Origin of the sequence: Acinetobacter sp. RIT698 (assembly GCF_009668065.1) — a bacterium.
In the GTDB taxonomy this organism is placed as follows: Bacteria; Pseudomonadota; Gammaproteobacteria; order Pseudomonadales; family Moraxellaceae; genus Acinetobacter; species Acinetobacter guillouiae.
On record NZ_WJYH01000026.1, the window covers coordinates 16,475 to 33,032 of the forward strand.

General features: G+C 38.1%; 17 protein-coding genes. 10 read left to right on the plus strand and 7 right to left on the minus strand.

What is annotated here, in order from left to right:
* Positions 1–26 precede the first annotated feature (26 nt).
* From nadC to GJV03_RS12595, 3 genes are all read left to right on the plus strand, one after another.
* Positions 27–872, plus strand: a complete 846-nt coding sequence (nadC, locus tag GJV03_RS12585) for a carboxylating nicotinate-nucleotide diphosphorylase (protein ID WP_096735418.1) — start codon at positions 27–29, stop codon at positions 870–872.
* A gap of 151 nt (positions 873–1,023) precedes the next feature.
* A complete protein-coding gene (locus tag GJV03_RS12590) occupies positions 1,024–2,187 on the plus strand; it encodes a tetratricopeptide repeat protein (RefSeq protein WP_154130217.1) in 1,164 nt (387 codons plus the stop codon).
* 171 nt (positions 2,188–2,358) lie between these two features.
* Positions 2,359–4,236, plus strand: a complete 1,878-nt coding sequence (locus GJV03_RS12595) for an alkaline phosphatase family protein (RefSeq protein ID WP_154130218.1) — start codon at positions 2,359–2,361, stop codon at positions 4,234–4,236.
* Positions 4,237–4,262: 26 nt separating this feature from the next.
* Here GJV03_RS12595 and GJV03_RS21495 read toward each other — a convergent pair whose 3' ends face one another.
* The 4 genes from GJV03_RS21495 to rph form a co-directional block, all read right to left on the minus strand.
* The gene (locus tag GJV03_RS21495) at positions 4,263–4,415 is read right to left on the minus strand and encodes a hypothetical protein (RefSeq protein ID WP_166782862.1); all 153 of its coding nucleotides are present in this window, start codon (positions 4,413–4,415) and stop codon (positions 4,263–4,265) included.
* A gap of 230 nt (positions 4,416–4,645) precedes the next feature.
* Positions 4,646–6,826 (minus strand): phosphocholine-specific phospholipase C, encoded by a 2,181-nt coding sequence (locus GJV03_RS12600; protein WP_154130219.1) that lies wholly within the window; start codon positions 6,824–6,826, stop codon positions 4,646–4,648.
* 20 nt (positions 6,827–6,846) lie between these two features.
* On the minus strand, positions 6,847–6,975 hold the full coding sequence (locus GJV03_RS21895; protein ID WP_004723525.1) for a hypothetical protein: 129 nt from the start codon (positions 6,973–6,975) through the stop codon (positions 6,847–6,849).
* 219 nt (positions 6,976–7,194) lie between these two features.
* Positions 7,195–7,911, minus strand: coding sequence for a ribonuclease PH (gene rph, locus GJV03_RS12605; protein ID WP_004723527.1), 717 nt, complete (start codon positions 7,909–7,911; stop codon positions 7,195–7,197).
* 157 nt (positions 7,912–8,068) lie between these two features.
* On the opposite strand from rph, the gene GJV03_RS12610 reads away from it, so the two are divergent.
* Positions 8,069–8,629 (plus strand): immunity 26/phosphotriesterase HocA family protein, encoded by a 561-nt coding sequence (locus GJV03_RS12610; RefSeq protein WP_146113220.1) that lies wholly within the window; start codon positions 8,069–8,071, stop codon positions 8,627–8,629.
* 330 nt (positions 8,630–8,959) lie between these two features.
* On the opposite strand, the gene GJV03_RS12615 is transcribed toward GJV03_RS12610, so the two are convergent.
* A complete protein-coding gene (locus GJV03_RS12615; protein WP_171501855.1) occupies positions 8,960–10,093 on the minus strand; it encodes an acyl-CoA desaturase in 1,134 nt (377 codons plus the stop codon).
* A gap of 125 nt (positions 10,094–10,218) precedes the next feature.
* Positions 10,219–11,241, minus strand: coding sequence for a ferredoxin reductase (locus GJV03_RS12620; RefSeq protein WP_105714173.1), 1,023 nt, complete (start codon positions 11,239–11,241; stop codon positions 10,219–10,221).
* 174 nt (positions 11,242–11,415) lie between these two features.
* Between GJV03_RS12620 and GJV03_RS12625 the strand changes: the two genes are divergently transcribed.
* The gene (locus GJV03_RS12625; protein ID WP_004723531.1) at positions 11,416–12,060 is read left to right on the plus strand and encodes a TetR family transcriptional regulator; all 645 of its coding nucleotides are present in this window, start codon (positions 11,416–11,418) and stop codon (positions 12,058–12,060) included.
* A gap of 71 nt (positions 12,061–12,131) precedes the next feature.
* Here GJV03_RS12625 and GJV03_RS12630 read toward each other — a convergent pair whose 3' ends face one another.
* Positions 12,132–12,749: a thiol:disulfide interchange protein DsbA/DsbL gene (locus GJV03_RS12630; protein WP_004723532.1), complete on the minus strand. Its 618-nt coding sequence runs from the start codon at positions 12,747–12,749 to the stop codon at positions 12,132–12,134.
* Between the two features lie 229 nt (positions 12,750–12,978).
* Between GJV03_RS12630 and ubiG the strand changes: the two genes are divergently transcribed.
* The 5 genes from ubiG to GJV03_RS12650 all read left to right on the plus strand — a co-directional run bounded on the left by ubiG (position 12,979) and on the right by GJV03_RS12650 (position 16,430).
* Positions 12,979–13,692: a bifunctional 2-polyprenyl-6-hydroxyphenol methylase/3-demethylubiquinol 3-O-methyltransferase UbiG gene (gene ubiG / locus GJV03_RS12635; protein WP_004723533.1), complete on the plus strand. Its 714-nt coding sequence runs from the start codon at positions 12,979–12,981 to the stop codon at positions 13,690–13,692.
* Positions 13,689–14,363, plus strand: a complete 675-nt coding sequence (locus GJV03_RS12640) for an HAD-IA family hydrolase (RefSeq protein WP_166782866.1) — start codon at positions 13,689–13,691, stop codon at positions 14,361–14,363. Before ubiG ends, GJV03_RS12640 begins: the two co-directional genes overlap by 4 nt.
* Positions 14,364–14,624: 261 nt before the next feature.
* Positions 14,625–15,371 carry a YciK family oxidoreductase gene (locus tag GJV03_RS12645; RefSeq protein WP_004723535.1) on the plus strand — a complete coding sequence of 249 codons (747 nt, stop codon included), beginning with the start codon at positions 14,625–14,627 and terminating at the stop codon, positions 15,369–15,371.
* 215 nt (positions 15,372–15,586) lie between these two features.
* The gene (locus tag GJV03_RS21500; protein WP_004723536.1) at positions 15,587–15,742 is read left to right on the plus strand and encodes a hypothetical protein; all 156 of its coding nucleotides are present in this window, start codon (positions 15,587–15,589) and stop codon (positions 15,740–15,742) included.
* Between the two features lie 286 nt (positions 15,743–16,028).
* Positions 16,029–16,430, plus strand: coding sequence for an RcnB family protein (locus GJV03_RS12650; RefSeq protein WP_004723537.1), 402 nt, complete (start codon positions 16,029–16,031; stop codon positions 16,428–16,430).
* Positions 16,431–16,558: the final 128 nt, after the last annotated feature.

Here is a 16,558-nt window from a genome sequence, read left to right on the forward strand (position 1 = left end):
TAAGGGTGACTAAAATAGGGATATCCATGAGCATACCTGAATCTTTGCTTGAACAATCTATTCAAATTAATATTCAACAAGCACTCCAAGAAGATATTGGCGATGCTGATATTACTGCCCTACTCACACCAGAAGATGAGCAAGCGACAGCCACGATCATTTCGCGTGAAGATATGGTCTTGGCGGGACAACCTTGGGTCGATGCACTGATCAAAGCGTATGATCCAAGCGTACAGATTACTTGGCTTAAAAATGATGGTGACTGGGTTAAAGCCAATGAAACCATTTATAAATTGGCAGGTTCTGCGCGTAGCTTGCTGACTGTTGAGCGTCCGGCATTAAACTTTGTGCAAACCCTGTCGGCAGTCGCAACCAAAACGGCTGAATATGTAAAATATCTAGAAGGTACAGCAACCAAATTATTAGATACACGCAAAACTTTGCCGGGTTTACGGATTGCACAAAAATACGCAGTTGCTGTAGGTGGCGGGCAAAACCATCGCCTAGGTTTATTCGATGCGTTTTTAATTAAAGAAAATCACATCATGGCTGCAGGTGGTATTGCTCAAGCAATTGCGAAAGCGCATCAAATCGCACCAGGTAAGCCTGTTGAAGTCGAAGTTGAAACATGGGATGAACTGAATCAAGCACTTGAAGCCAAAGCAGATATCGTCATGCTAGATAATTTTAGCCAACAACAAATGATTGATGCGGTTAAACATGTAGCAGGACGCTGTAAATTAGAAGCTTCTGGAAATATAACCCTTGAGAATTTAAGTCAAGTTGCACAAACGGGTGTTGACTATATTTCGATGGGTGTATTGACCAAAGATGTTAAAGCCATTGATTTATCTATGCGTTTTAATGCCTAATCACTCAATCATATGAGCCATAAAGCAGTATCTATATACTGCTTTTTTTATTACAAAATATAACGATGAGTCAATAAATAATCAGCTAATTTTATGCAAAAGATCTTCTAAATAACAATCAAATTACGTGCACCAACAAAAGAGATAAACAATGAAAAAACATATTTTATATTCATCACTATTCGCATTCTCTATTCCGATCCTGAGCCATGCAGACACAGTCGATGTGCATGTGTTAAGTGCAACAGTCAAAGATCAAAATATTGCCAATGCGGAAGTGATTTTGCAAAAAAATGGTGAGCGCTCTGCCTCAAGTTCTACCAATACAAGCGGCCGAGCCTCAGTCAATAGTAATACTATAGACAGTTCAGATAATTTACTGATTATCAAAAAATCAGGTTATTCAACACTGGTTGCAAAATGTCCATGTGATGGCATGACCTACGCCTTAAGTCCTGTACTCAAAGATCTCAACAGTATGCGAATTGTACTGAATTGGGGGCAAAACCCTTTAGATCTCGATTCACACTTAAGTTATAAAAATCAGCATGTATATTGGGACAGTAAACAAGGTTTGGCTGCAAATCTGGATGTGGATGACACTGACTCTTATGGCCCTGAAACCGTCACGATTGATAAACGTTTAGAAGGTCAATATTATGTGTATTCAGTACATGACTTTTCTGATCGGACTCAACCAACTACGACCAATTTATCCAATAGTCAAGCCAAAGTCATGGTGTATGCAGGTGAATCACTGATTCGTTCTTATTATATTCCAACTGGTCAAGCGGGTAATTTATGGACTGTATTCCGCATTAGTCCTGAAGGTGAAATTCAAGATATCAATCGTATTTCAGGAACCACGGTTAACGCAAGCCAAGTGGGTTCAACAGTATCAAATTATCAAAATCAAACAACTCGGGTAAATATCGTTCCTGTCTCAGCAGATGCGCAAAAACGAGCCAAGACACTTAATTTAAGTGCGGATAAAGCCTATCAAAACAACCAGATTGAACAAGCTGCAATGCTCTATCAACAGTCTATCGACTACAATCCAAATGTTGGCCAGACCTATAGTAATCTTGCTGTTGCTTATCAAAAGCTCAATCGTTCCTCAGAAGCTTTGTGGGCAAATCAAAAAGCCATTGCTTTGGCGACCAATAACAATACCAAAGCTTACTCTCACTATAATATGGGTAAAATCTATGAAAATAATCAAGATTATGCCCAAGCTAAGCAACATTACCAATTGGCCAATCAATACAAACCAAGCGCGACTTATGATGAAGCGATACAACGTGTAAGCCAGTAAAAAAATTGCCCAAAGGATATCTACATTCTTTGGGCAGCTTTGATGCTTTAGTTTGCTATTTTTTATTGATATGTTTTAATTTTGCTTACAAAACAAGCAGCTTTTACATAGAAAAGCCGTCTGAATAAGCCTATAATCTTTGGCTTCCAATACATTCCTGTAATTAGGCCAATGAAGACTTTGAAACAACAAGTTTTGTTTTTACTTGTCGCTTTTTTATCTGTATTTGCTTTTTTCTTATACCAAGAAGATATCACGCGTTTCTTTCAATTACGTGACATCTATCTAAAACCACGTCTGTATAAATATGGCTTTTCAATTCTCTTAAACTACGCCTTTATTAGTTTATTTTATTTAATTTTAAGAAAAACCTTTGCGACCATTTTACTCAGTCAATTTATTATTTTTTTACTGAGCTTTATCAATATCAAGAAAGAGCAATATCTTTCTGCAAGTTTGGTTCCTAGTGATTTTTTATTATTTAAAGAAACCTTTGTCGCCTCTCCAATCATGCTCAAAATTGCAGTCTTTGCAGCAATTGCGGTGTTTATTGGACTATTTGTATTTCTCTATAAAAAAGAGAAATTAGGGACGAAGCCTCTTCTCCTGACAAACAGCATTTTATCTTTTGCCATCCTTGGTTTCTTTATCACTGCGAATTTTAAAAATAATTTTAGTGAAGCTTGTGCCAATGCAGCAAAAAATTCAATTTGCCAATATGCAAAATATCTACCCAATACCCGTGGTGATTGGATCGGTGATCATTTAACCATTAAATATTTAGGTTTTTCGACCTTCTTTTTTTCCAAAACGGTTGATGGCTTAAATAATAAAATTTTCCAAACACAAGTCATCCCTGAAGAAAAAGTTGCCGCTTTTTATCAACCGATGGCGGTTGAACATGATGAAGAACCTACATCGAATCTAGCATCAGATGATCCGTCACAACAAAAACAATTGCCAAATATCGTTTTTGTGATGAGCGAGTCGCATTGGGATGCCAGAAAATTAGACAAAAGCATTCCACCTAACATCACCCCAACGATTAGTAAAAATCAGGTCTCTAGCTTATTGTCTCCAAGCTTTGGTGGAGGAACTGCTAACGTTGAGTTTGAAGTATTAACCAGTCTAAATACCTATTTAAATCATAATGAACTGGCTTATGTCTCAAAATTAAAACGTCCAACTTATTCATTACCGATGTATTTAAATACATTGGGTTATGAAACAACAGCAATGCATAATAATGGTAAATACTTTTATAACCGCAGCGCAGTTTATCAAAATCTAGGTTTTAACCGTTTTACTTCAATTGAAAATATGATCAACATGGCTGACCGTGCTAAATATATTAATGCTGCGGGTTGGGCTACTGATGATTTAATTTATAACAGCATTGAAAATCAGCTTAAAAATACGGATAAACCTCAATTTATCTATGCGATCAGTGTTGAAAATCATCCAATGTACAGTGATGATCGATTTGGTAAAGATCATTTTAAAATCACCAAAGATGGTGTGAGTGAAAACAGTAAACGTGCGCTGAATACTTATTTAACGGGTATGCAACGTGCTGACGATAAATTTAAAACCCTGATTGAGCATGTCAAACAGCTTGATCGCCCAACAATTGTGATTTTCTTTGGTGACCATTTACCCAACTTACAAAGCGTTTACGATGAGTATGGCTTCTTTAAATCAGCGCAAGAAAAAGCTGAGAAAAAAGATGTTCGCTTCTTTGAAACACCACTTGCAGTTTGGGCAAATTTCCCGATTGATCAAAAGCAATTTAAAGGGCCTTTTGTGGCGGCACATTTCTTAGCACCCAAAGTATTAGAAGCTGCGCATATTCCCCTTTCACCTTACTATGCTTTTGTAAATAAGGTGGGTTCTTGTTATAGCACTGTTCATCAAACAGGGACGCAAACGCAAAAATCTTGTGAATTTGATCAAACAGAGATTCTACAACAGTATAAAGACATGAATATGGATGTGCTAAATGGTAAGAATTTCACTTATCAGATGTTAAAATCAAAAGCTGAAAGCTAGTCCTATCCAAATGATCAAGAAGGTTCTCAAGAGTCTTCTTGATCATGCTGCTGTTCAGCATGTTGTTGCGGTTCATTATTTTTTGCGTCAAATTCTTTGCTTTCGAAATCTTCACGGCGTGGATCTCCAGCCATCAATACAAAGGTAATCACTGCGAATAGAACAATGAGTATTTTCATAAGCCTGCCATTTGCTAAAGTTTGAAATATTCTAAATATCGGTTGATGAAAAGATTTGTAGAGTCTGTATACGAAACAAGGGATTTCAGCTGATTTATGTATCTATTGACGTAAATAGATGATTGGAATCTTAATCATGTAAGTTTGCGCAAATTATGTGGCCTTCTATCAACTAAAAATAAGGTGCAATTCGCACCTTATTTAAATTATAAAAATTCAGCTATTTAAAATTAAGATTCTATAAATCCCATATAAGGGTCAGAAAATGAATCTTTACCCGTTTCAATACGCCCAGCAAAACGGCGTTTAAAGGTGCTATCACCCTCTATTGTTACAGTAAAATCATACCAACCACCGAAATCAGACATATTCCAATTCAACTCCTTTTCTGTAGAAGCCGTTTCGATATTCCATGTCTTATTGGGTAGATAAGCATTGGCTTTCACTGTCAATTTTGCTGTTTTCGCACCGTCATTACGAACTTTTAAATAGAGTTTAGGATCACATTCTTCAACACATACACGCACTTCTGGCAATGCCTCTATTTGTGCAGACTTGGCTAAATCACCTGCAAAGCCACGATGGAAGCCATTTGGACCCAACACCCATAAATCATATAGTCCATTTGAAGCTTTCCATACATCATCCAATTGCTTACCTGCTTCAACCATATAACGACGAGGAATCGCATCTAAATTCAATTTGTCATAAACATGGAAAACTGCGGCGTGTGTTCCGGTATTAGAGAACATTAACTTCACCATTTTTGTTGCCACATCAACTTTCGCACTACTATGTAAAATATAAGGTAATGCCCGAGACAATCGTGTTCCTAAATCTTGAACAGGATAGACCTGACTTAAAGGACGGGAAACCGGCGGCAATAGCGCTTGCGCATTACGAATCGCATCTGCATCATTCTTGGTTTTTTTACCCATCAAGTCCGAAATAGCTGTGGTATTTGGATTTTTAAAGTCAAAAGCTGTGGTTAAATCACCACATACAGCACGGCGATATGGACTAATATTCGGTTCTTGCACGCCAAAACGTTGCTCTAAGAAACGAATAACAGACGAATGATCAAAAACCTGTGAATTTACCCAACCACCACGACTCCACGGAGAAATCACATACATGGGTACGCGTATTCCTGGACCATAGACTCCCACACCATTGCTGACTTTTGGATCAGTAAAGTTAGGTTGCCCTGCTGAAGCTTTAGGATGCGTAGCGTATTCATATGAGATTTGTTCATCACTCAAGGTGGTTTTACCTTGCATCACACCTGAAGCATCTTTTGAAGGTGCGCTTGGTGATGGAACGTGGTCAAAAAAGCCATCATTTTCATCAAAGTTGACCAATAAAACCGTTTGACTCCAAATCGCAGGGTTTTCCGTTAAAGCATTTAAAACTTCCTGAATGTACCAAGCACCTTGTACAGGGCTTGATGGTCCTGGATGCTCACTATAGGCTGCAGGTGCAACCATCCAGCTGACTTGAGGTAATTGACCTTTGGCAATATCATCTTTAAATGAAGCGAGAAATCCGCCATCAGGCATCGTATTGGCAATCCCTTTATACAACGGTTGTATTGCATCAATGGCAGGATCATAAGCAGGACACGTGCTGTCATTGTTTACAGGTTTACCTGATAATTCATTGGCACGGCGATATTGTTTAAAGCCAGCCAAAGGATTGTCGGTAAAGTTATCGGGCATATTTTGATAAACTTTCCACGTCACACCCGCTTGTTGTAGGCGCTCAGGATAGGTTGTCCAATCATAGCCTGTGCTTGATGCACCAATACTGTCCAAGTCATTGACGACACTGGCAACACCCGCAGCTTTCGGACCATTTGAACCTGTCCATAAGAACATACGATTCGAATTGGTTCCAGTATGCATTGCACAATGATATGCATCACACAGGGTAAAGGCGTTGGCAAGTGAGAACTGAAATTCAACTTCTTTTTGTTTGTAATATCCCATAGATTGGGGTTGTTTATACTGTACCCAATTGCCCATACGGCCATGGTTCCAAGCAAATTGTCCATCTGTCCATGAGTGTGGCGTACCACTAACACGTTGTGCATTACCGCGAGTACTGTCTAAATGATAGGGAAAGATTTTATTCTTATCTTTATCGTATTGTTCCCAAATCTTACGGTTGTCGGATAGCGGAATGGTAAAACGATCACCAAATCCACGAACTCCTTTTAACGTTCCAAAATAATTATCAAACGAGCGATTTTCTTGCGTCAAAATGATGACATGTTTTACATCTTTAATCGTGCCTGTTTCGACTTTGGCGTCAATGGCTAAAGCTTTTTGGATGCTGGCTGGAAAGCTGGCTAAAGCGGCTGTACCAAATATTGTTTTTGTTGAATTGACTAAAAAATCACGACGGTTCATCTCTATTTCCTTATTTTTTATTATGGTGCGCAATGTACTTTACACGCAGCGGGTGGCTGTGGATTCGTCGTTGAGCTTTCATTATCATCATTACAAGCACTGAGTAAGACACTCAGACTGGTCACTAAAATCAGCAAAAAATTTTGCATTGTCCTATCCATGAAATAAAGGTAGGGATAGTCAATACAACTGCTATGACGCTAGAGTGAAGTTTTTATGGCAGTTTGATGAATACTTTTTAAAAAATTATGAATATCAAATATTTGTTTTAATTTATAAATAACCGAATTAGGTTAAAATCATTTTATGCAATAAAAAACGCATCCGAAGATGCGTTTTGTTTATAAAAATATATCAATATTTTCGAATTACCAACCAAGCGCTTCTTGTTGTTTTTTTACCAATTCCTGAATACCTTTTTCAGCCATTTCAAGCATTGCATTGGATTGAGCGCGTGTAAATGGTTTTTCTTCTGCAGTCCCTTGAATTTCAATAAACTCACCTGCTTGAGTCATCACCACATTCAAGTCAGTTTGACAGTTAGAATCTTCTTCATAGCAAAGATCAAGCAATACTTCATCTTGATACATGCCGACAGAAATCGCAGCAACAAGCCCTTTTAATGGATCATGCTTAATTTTCTTTTTCTCAAGAAGTACATTCATAGCATCAATTAATGCAACCGCAGCACCCGTAATTGCAGCAGTACGTGTACCACCATCTGCCTGAATCACATCGCAGTCGATGGTAATGGTGTTTTCACCCAATTTTTTCAAATCCACCATTGCACGTAAGCTACGACCAATCAAACGTTGAATTTCTTGAGTACGACCAGATTGCTTACCGCGAGCAGCTTCACGGTCGCTACGTGTATGGGTAGAACGTGGCAACATACCGTATTCCGCAGTCACCCAGCCTTGGCCCTGACCTTTTAGGAAACGTGGCACTGAATTGTCAATACTTGCAGTACACAGCACTTTTGTATGACCAAATTCAACCAATACTGAACCTTCCGCATAACGGGTGTAGTTACGGGTAATTTTAACTTCACGTAATTGATCTAATGCACGTTGGTCGATACGCATAGCTTGTCCTTATGGGATTCAAAAAATATTGCGACTTATTATAACAGATCCAAGAGAGATGGTTTTGTTACAAGATGGTGGTTTTTGAAATTGGGTGATTTAACTATCAACTTTGGGATCATTCGAATATAAATCGACGACTAAAAGAACTTTACTTTTGGACCAAGTAATAAACGATGATAAATTTAATACATTCAAAAATTATTTAGCTATTTGGAACTATATATTGATGGTAAATCAAAAAAGGCGTAGACGTATAAAAGAAGGTGATGTATTTGGAATTGAATTAGATGATTCTTTGTATGGCTATGGTGTAGTTTTAAACTCGATACTGATGGGATTCTATGAACTAAAAACAAAAAACTTAGAACAAGATCTAAACCGTATTGTTTCTCAAAAAATCTTATTTAAAGTTTGTGTAATGAAGTATGCATTTAAGTCAAAAAAATGGAATTTCATTGATAATTACGCTGTTAGTGATGAATTAAAGGAGCAAGTTTATTTTTTTAAGCAAGATCCCTTTGATAAAAGTATTTCCGTGTATTTTGAAAAAGATAAAGATTGCTTTGAATTCCCCGCAACATATGAAGAGGTGAAAGATTTCGAACGTGCAGCAGTATGGGACCCTGAACATGTAGAGGATAGATTACGAGACTACTTTAATGGTGTTCCTAATGTGTGGGTCGAGCAATTACGACTTAAACCTATTGTTTCCTAATAGATTTTAAGCATAACTCTGCAAAAGAAAAGGTATAATAAAACGATGTTTGAAAGACAATGACTTGTTGATGCTTAAATTTCGTATAAGGAAATATGTTTATTAAATACCTTAAAAATATTCTCAAACTTACATAACTTAGCTTATACAAAAAATTAAAAATCACTGAATTTAAACATCACTTTAAAAGCAATAGAAGAACCTTATCTAACTCAATAAGGTTCTTCTAACAACAATTGATGATCTATTTTAAACAGCTATTGCACCAGTTGAATGAAGCAAAATAAGTACCTTAGCAACACCAATGCTTACACATCGCAAAAACTTTGTTTAAGCAAAAATACCCTTCAACTTTTGTAAAGACTGAGTAATGGTGGTTGTTAAACTATTTGGCAAAGAGCATTTGGCTAAACGTACCCATACACTGCCAAACTGTTTCAAGAAATCTGCTTCATTATAGTTGATGCCATATTCTGCACATAAAGCTCTAATTTTTGGGGCAGCTTCTGAATAACGATTGGCAGGCATATCAGGGAACAAATGATGTTCAATCTGATGACTTAAATTCCCACTCAAAATATGCAACCAGTCTGTTCCAGTAAAATTACTAGAACCACGAATCTGACGTAAATACCATTCAGCACGGGTTTCATTTTCCACATTATCTGCTTCAAAAGTCTCTGCATCTTCAGTGAAATGACCATTAAAGATTACCGCTGAAGACCACAAACTGCGGATCACATTGGCAATGGCATTCCCAGCTAACACTGGCAAAGCATTGGGACCTGCAATCACAGGAAAAAACACATAATCTTTTAAAATTTGACGGCGAGCTTTTTTACGAAATTTTGCCGCATCTGCCCAGACCTGCTTCCAGGTTTTTGTTTTATAGATCAGTGCATCTTCCAAATGTAGATTTTGTAAGCCAACATACCATTCAAAAAACACCATCAATTGAATCGCTAAAGGGATGTTAAACAAAAAGCGCGGTTCCCATTTTTGTGATTCACTAACGCGGAGTAAACCATAACCCACATCATGATCCTTACCCACAATATTGGTATAGGTGTGATGCACATAATTATGTGTATATTTCCAATCATCACCTGTTGCCATGGTATCCCAGTCGTAGTTTGCACCATTCAAACTTGGGTCATTTAACCAATCGAATTGACCATGCATAACATTATGACCCAGCTCCATATTTTCCACGATTTTGGAAATCCCCAACAATCCCGTGCCCACCACCCAAACAGGTGGAATCCATCCACCAAACATCAACATAGCACGTGAAGCAATTTCACTATAACGAACAAAATTACGGATTTTATAAATATACTTGGCGTCTTGTTCACCTAAACTGTCCATGATTTCACGACGGATTTCATCAACACGGCGACCAAATTCTGCGGTTTGTTCTGGGTTTAAATGTTTCGACTTACTGTTTGGAAAAGTAACTGACATATTCATTGTCTTGCTCCTCAGCGCTTCATTTTTAGAAGCCTTAGCTGAATTTTGGGTACAACTTCCTACGCCTAGGTTCAACAGACCGAGAAGTTGTTTAAATTTATTGAAATGATTGTTTTAATTTACAGATTAATAACCACTGGGCTTATCGCTTGGCTGATACACAATTTGATCTGTGTATTGGAAGCATGGTCAATTTCACCTGTCAGCATATTTTTGGTCGAACCACTCACTTTGGTACAGGTACAGGTATTACAAATCCCCATACGACAACCATGAGTTGGCTTTAATCCCGCTTGTTCAGCACTTTCAAGTAGGTTTGATTTCGCAGCAAACTCTTGTTGTGAGCGTAAAAAAACAATCGGTTGTGCTTCTAGGCTTTCATCTACCGCAATCTGGAAATACTCTTGTTTCAAACGATCTGCGATATTCAAATCTTGAAAAATTTGATTGATGCTTTGCATCATTGCACTTGCACCACACGCATAGCTTTGACGCTGCTTGAAATCAGGAACCAAACTTTCCAATAACTCGACAGTTAAATGCTGCTTTTGCTGAGCGGTGTGAATATAGTGATAATTCAACAACGCATGTTGCTGATAAAGCTGTTCTAGATCTGTATGAAAAGCCTCATCACGACTAAAATAAATTAAATCAATTGGACGATTTGAATCTTTAAGTGCTTCAAGCAATAAAGAATGGATTGCGGTAATTCCACTGCCTGACGCAATCAATAACAATGGTGACGCGTCTTGAGCTAAAACAAAATCACCCTGAGCTTGTGACAGTTCAACAATGCGACCAAAAGCCATCTGGCTCAGTGCATTGGAGACTTTACCCTGCTGTTTTACAGCAATGATCATATCGCCATTATTCAAAAATTTAACCACAGAATAACTACGTTGTTGACGCACACCCGCAATTTCAACAGTTACAAGAACAGATTGTCCCGCTTTAAACTGCTGATGCTTAAAATTACGATTTGGACGTAATTGAATTTGATAAAAATCAGGGCTTAATGCACGAGTTTTAATAATCGTGGCTTTTACCTTTTTCCAAGCCCAAACAGGATTGATTTTTTCAGCGATAAAATCGACAAAATCCTCACGAACCCATTCTGGCTGATACTGCATATAGCTACTCATGTGACGTTCCTCTTTGTGCTTGCTATTTATTGAGTGAACAAACGTTCTTTTAGTGAACATATGTACACTATAATCATTTTTTAAATTCAGTCAACACCTGTACACTGACATTCGTCGTTTAATTTGTTTTTATTTTTGATAGACTCATCACAACAAAAATCTTTGGATACCAGAATGTCGATACGCGATGAACGAAAACAACAAAGCCGTCAGGCTTTACTTGATGCTGCTTTAACCTTAAGCACATCGGGTCGTTCATTTTCGAGTATCAGTTTGCGAGAAGTTGCCCGTGAAGTTGGTTTGGTTCCGACAGCGTTTTATCGCCATTTCCAAGATATGGATGAGTTGGGCAAAGAGCTGGTGGATCAAGTTGCGCTTTATTTAAAGAATGTCCTACATCAATTAGGCAAAGGCCTAGCGCATCCTGAAGCGAAAACCAAAACCAGCATGGCGCTGTTTTTTGAGGCTGTAGACAGCAGTTCGCAACAATGGATTTTTATGATTGCGGAACGTTGGGGTGGTTCAGAGGTGGTGCGTAAAGCCATCGCCCGTGAAATTGACTTCCTAAACGATGACCTTGCCAACGCGTTAAAGAAGTTTGAAGTTATCGCAAATTTTCATGATGAAAATGATTTAAAAGTGATCACCAATATTTTGATTAATTTATCTTTTACTTGGGCAATGTCATGGATCAACTTATCTCGCCAATACTCTGGCATAGAACTTGAGTTACAAAAAATGGTGCTTAAAAAACAATCGGTGACGCAAATCCGCTTAATTTTTAAAGGCATCGAAAATTGGGACCGAGATAAAGCTTAATTTATCTCCCCCCTTATCACTAACAATAAAAAAACCCGCAATTCAATTGCGGGTTTTAAAAACAGCAAAGCTTATTTGGCTTTACGTTCTTTATTGATCAGATAGTCAACAACTTGCGTCACTTTACCATCTTCACCTTGAACCACATATTTACCATTTACCACAACAGCAGGCACCCCTGAAAGCTGGTACTGTTGTGCCAATTGATTTGATTCAGCAATTTTTGCAGTGATCGCAAAAGAACTATACATACTGTTAAATTTCGCCTCAGGCACACCGTACTGAGTAAAGAATTTAGCAAAAGCATCTTTTTGTAGAACTTGCTGATTACCTGCATGATTGGTATGGAATAAAGGCAAATGCGTACGTTTACGTACACCCAATGCTTCACTCACATAATATGCACGAGCACCTTGTTCCCATAATGGATTCATTGCTGCAGGTGTACGGATAAAGTTAACATCTTTAGGGATCTTCTTTAACCACGCTTGCATATGCGGTTCTAATGTAAAGCAGTGAGGGCATCCATACCAAAAAAACTCACGTACTTCAATTTTACCAGGAACTGAAACTTTTCCTGGGTTTTGCACCACGGTATAATCTTTACCTGCAACAAAATCGGCAGCCATGGCATTTACAGAAAACGCCATCACCATGGCAGTCATGCCACCTAAAATAAATTTTTTCATTGACTTTATTGTCCTCGTAGTCATCTCGTATAGCTTATGCATTCACTATAAAACAAATATGGGAAAATCGTTTTCCTTCTGTGAAGTTTTTTACACGATTCATCGCTTTTTCTGGATTTATGGTTACACTAGGGTCTGTTGATATTTCATAAATAGACGAAGTGTTAACAAACACTAGCATAACTGAACTTAATTTTTGATTAAAACAATTTACTTAGAGGTGCCCGGCATGTCGCAACTTAATGTTGATCCACAGGAAATTGCTAAATTTGAAGCACTTGCTGCTTTATGGTGGGATCAACACTCTGAGTTCAGACCTTTACATCAAATCAATCCACTGCGTTTAAACTGGGTTGATGAACATGCCAATGGTCTTACAGGCAAAAAGATTCTTGATGTGGGCTGTGGCGGCGGGATTTTGGCTGAAAGTATGGCGCGTCGTGGTGCCGATGTTTTAGGTATCGATATGGGGGCAGCGCCATTGAATGTGGCTCGCTTACACGCTGAACAAGAAAATGTTCAAAATATTGAATATCGCCAGGTTCCTGTGGAACAACTCGCAGAAGAACAAGCAGGACAATACGATATTGTTACATGTATGGAAATGCTAGAACATGTTCCTGACCCAGCATCCATCATCCAAGCGTGTCAAAAGTTAGTTAAACCAAATGGTCATGTGTTTTTCTCAACAATTAACCGTAATCCTAAGTCTTATTTATTCGCAATTATTGGTGCGGAATATGTATTACGTTTATTGAAAAAAGGCACCCATGATTATCATAAATTTATTAAACCGTCTGAACTTGCAGATGACATTCGTAACTCAGGTTTAAAACTTAAAGATATGACTGGCTTACACTACAACCCACTCACAAAGCATTACTGGCTTGCGCCCAATGTTGATGTGAATTACATGGTTTATACTGTGAATGAAGGTGTTTGATGCAAGCTGTTCTTTTTGATTTAGACGGAACACTGATTGATACGGCTGCGGATTTTATCCGTATTATTCAAAATATGTGTCGAGAAGAAGGACGCGCAGTGGTTGATGCGGATTTGATCCGCACTCAGGTTTCTGAGGGTGCACGCGCAATGGTAAAACTGGTTTATCCAGAGCTTGAAGTAGATGATCCAGTCTTTCTGGCACATCGCCAACGCTTTTTAGATCAGTATGGTGATGACATTGCTGTAGACACAGACCTGTTTGCTGGTATGTATCCACTTTTGGCAGAGTTAGAAAGCCAACAGATCCCTTGGGGTATTGTGACCAATAAACCACGTTGGTTAAGTGAATCATTATTGAACGCATTGAACCTCACACAACGTTGCGCTGTTCTGGTCTGTCCTGAAGATGTCGCTCAGACCAAACCAGATCCTGAGCCAATGTATCTGGCGGCAAAGCAAATTGAGATTGCACCTGAACAATGTATTTATGTGGGTGATCATCCGCGCGATATTGATGCAGGACGTAATGCGCAAATGTATACAATCCTCGCAGCATATGGTTATTTACCATTACAGTACAAAGATGATTTAAATGCTTGGCAAGCCGACTGTATCGTAGAGAATGTCGATGAATTACATCAAGTTATTCGAAAACTTGTGAATAGTTAAAGTTCAAGAAAATCATTCAATTTACCCAACAACATGATAAATAACACTGAAACATCTTGAATATGATGTTTCAATGTTTTTATATAGAAGATAGCTCTGTTGGCACTTCGGCTCGCTTTACGAGAAGCAGTTCTTTTCCAACAGTGCAAAGTAAGACATATAAAATTTAATCATTCTAAATGATGAGAAACATTGTTTGATTGGGTAACGACATTGCGTCCAAAGCCTAAATGACATCATAACAACTATAGGAGGTCTCCCATGAAGTATTCAGAATATCAACCTCGCCCAGATTTATTGAAGGATAAAATTATCCTTATTACGGGTGCGGGAGACGGTATTGGACGTGCAGCTGCGCTCAGCTACGCCTTACACGGCGCAACAGTCGTGTTACATGGTCGCACGCTCAATAAACTTGAAGTCATTTATGATGAAATTGAATCACTTGGTGCCCCGCAACCTGCCATTCTTCCTTTGCAGCTTTCTACTGCCTCTTCACGTGACTATGAACTGCTTGTCGATACTCTAGAGCAACAATTTGGCCGCTTAGATGGTATTTTGCATAATGCCGGAATCTTAGGAGAGCGTGTTGAGTTGGCACATTATCCAGAAGAGGTTTGGGATGATGTGATGGCGGTGAATTTACGTGCACCCTTTGTGCTCACCCAAGAATTACTACCTTTACTGGAAAAATCAGAAAATGCATCAGTCGTTTTTGCCAGCTCTGGTGTAGGACGTGAAGCACGTGCGCAATGGGGCGCTTACTCGGTTTCAAAGATTGCGATTGAAGCGGTCAGTAAAATATTTGCCAAAGAAAATACTTATCCAAATATTCGATATAATTGTATCAACCCAGGTGGGACCCGTACCGCTATGCGTGCCAAAGCTTATCCTGATGAAGATCCAAAGGTTTTACCATCACCTGAAGCCATCATGCCTGCTTATCTCTACCTCATGGGAGATGATAGCCTTGCGTTGAATGGTGAGAGTATCGACGCACAAGATTAGGGTCTGTTTCTCCGCGCTTTTCGAAGCGTGGAGAAAATCATAAGAGATACTGTCATTTAAAATATTGATCACAGAGTCAAAATAAAAATTTAATAAAAGCCCACATCAAAATCGCTTTACCCAATAAAAACTATAACTTTATTCAGTTTCTTAAATCATAATGCTTCCTCTATAGTGTTACTCAAGTTAAGCAGATCAATTTGAGGCGTTTTTTTATGAAAGATTTAAAACATAAAGTAGAGATGATTCGTTCTATCGAACAATTACAGCTTCCAAATCAGTTTATTCAGGCCTTAGATGATGCTCATCAAGCTAAAGAGATGATCAAAGCAATCAATTATTTAAAGGAGATGAATCAGCAGTGGTATTAATCATTCAGGCTCAATTTATAGTGGGGTCATCTCTCTAAGCCTGCATACAAGTTTATTTTCATAAATATTTACATTTTTTAGTCACACATTCCGCTTAAAAAAATTTGCTGCGATGCATTACAGCTCAAAGCTTTGCAATAACTCTTTTCACTTTTACAGAAATATGTTTTTATTATGTCTGTCATTTTAAATGAAAAACTGAACTTTCTTCACAGTTTCTCTGCAATTTAGCAGTACAGTAGAGTAGTGAGGTCAAAATAAACATATTGAATAAGCGAGGACGATTATGAAAAAGATTTTAGCGATCATCGCCATCTCTTTATCAACGCTGTTGACGGCTCAGATCAGCAGTGCAGGTCCTCATTTTGACAATGACAATGGTTTTGATCGTGGCAAAAGCGAACGTGGAGATCGTGGACGCAATCATCGTGATCGTGGTAATGATGATGACAACATTCAAGAACAACGTCGTGAACGTGAAGAACGTGGTGTAAAACGTTTGCAACAGCACAAATGGCAAATGGGTTATGTAATGCCACAACATTATCGTGGTAATAGTTACAAAGTTGATTATAAAGATGAAAATCTTCCAAAGCCTTCACGTAATCAACAATGGTATAAGATCAACAATGACTATATCTTGGTCGACTCAGACAATAATAATATTGTGAATATCCGAGGGATGTAGTTTTTAAATATTTTGGTTTCATAGGCTCAAACACCTTTTTGTTTGAGCTTTTTTTTGTCTAAATTTCATCATTCCAATCTGTTTTTAAAAAATTCCATAAATCTCCATAAAATTGACAATTAGATGAT

Excerpts from the sequence above, each read along its gene's own strand:
- nadC (WP_096735418.1), top strand. The coding sequence starts at position 27 with ATGAGCATACCTGAATCTTTGCTTGAACAATCTATTCAAATTAATATT.
- GJV03_RS12590 (WP_154130217.1), top strand. The coding sequence starts at position 1,024 with ATGAAAAAACATATTTTATATTCATCACTATTCGCATTCTCTATTCCG.
- GJV03_RS12595 (WP_154130218.1), top strand. The coding sequence starts at position 2,359 with ATGAAGACTTTGAAACAACAAGTTTTGTTTTTACTTGTCGCTTTTTTA.
- GJV03_RS21495 (WP_166782862.1), bottom strand. The coding sequence starts at position 4,415 with ATGAAAATACTCATTGTTCTATTCGCAGTGATTACCTTTGTATTGATG.
- GJV03_RS12600 (WP_154130219.1), bottom strand. The coding sequence starts at position 6,826 with ATGAACCGTCGTGATTTTTTAGTCAATTCAACAAAAACAATATTTGGT.
- GJV03_RS21895 (WP_004723525.1), bottom strand. The coding sequence starts at position 6,975 with ATGCAAAATTTTTTGCTGATTTTAGTGACCAGTCTGAGTGTCTTACTC.
- rph (WP_004723527.1), bottom strand. The coding sequence starts at position 7,911 with ATGCGTATCGACCAACGTGCATTAGATCAATTACGTGAAGTTAAAATT.
- GJV03_RS12615 (WP_171501855.1), bottom strand. The coding sequence starts at position 10,093 with ATGTCAGTTACTTTTCCAAACAGTAAGTCGAAACATTTAAACCCAGAA.
- GJV03_RS12620 (WP_105714173.1), bottom strand. The coding sequence starts at position 11,241 with ATGAGTAGCTATATGCAGTATCAGCCAGAATGGGTTCGTGAGGATTTT.
- GJV03_RS12625 (WP_004723531.1), top strand. The coding sequence starts at position 11,416 with ATGTCGATACGCGATGAACGAAAACAACAAAGCCGTCAGGCTTTACTT.
- GJV03_RS12630 (WP_004723532.1), bottom strand. The coding sequence starts at position 12,749 with ATGAAAAAATTTATTTTAGGTGGCATGACTGCCATGGTGATGGCGTTT.
- ubiG (WP_004723533.1), top strand. The coding sequence starts at position 12,979 with ATGTCGCAACTTAATGTTGATCCACAGGAAATTGCTAAATTTGAAGCA.
- GJV03_RS12645 (WP_004723535.1), top strand. The coding sequence starts at position 14,625 with ATGAAGTATTCAGAATATCAACCTCGCCCAGATTTATTGAAGGATAAA.
- GJV03_RS21500 (WP_004723536.1), top strand. The coding sequence starts at position 15,587 with ATGAAAGATTTAAAACATAAAGTAGAGATGATTCGTTCTATCGAACAA.
- GJV03_RS12650 (WP_004723537.1), top strand. The coding sequence starts at position 16,029 with ATGAAAAAGATTTTAGCGATCATCGCCATCTCTTTATCAACGCTGTTG.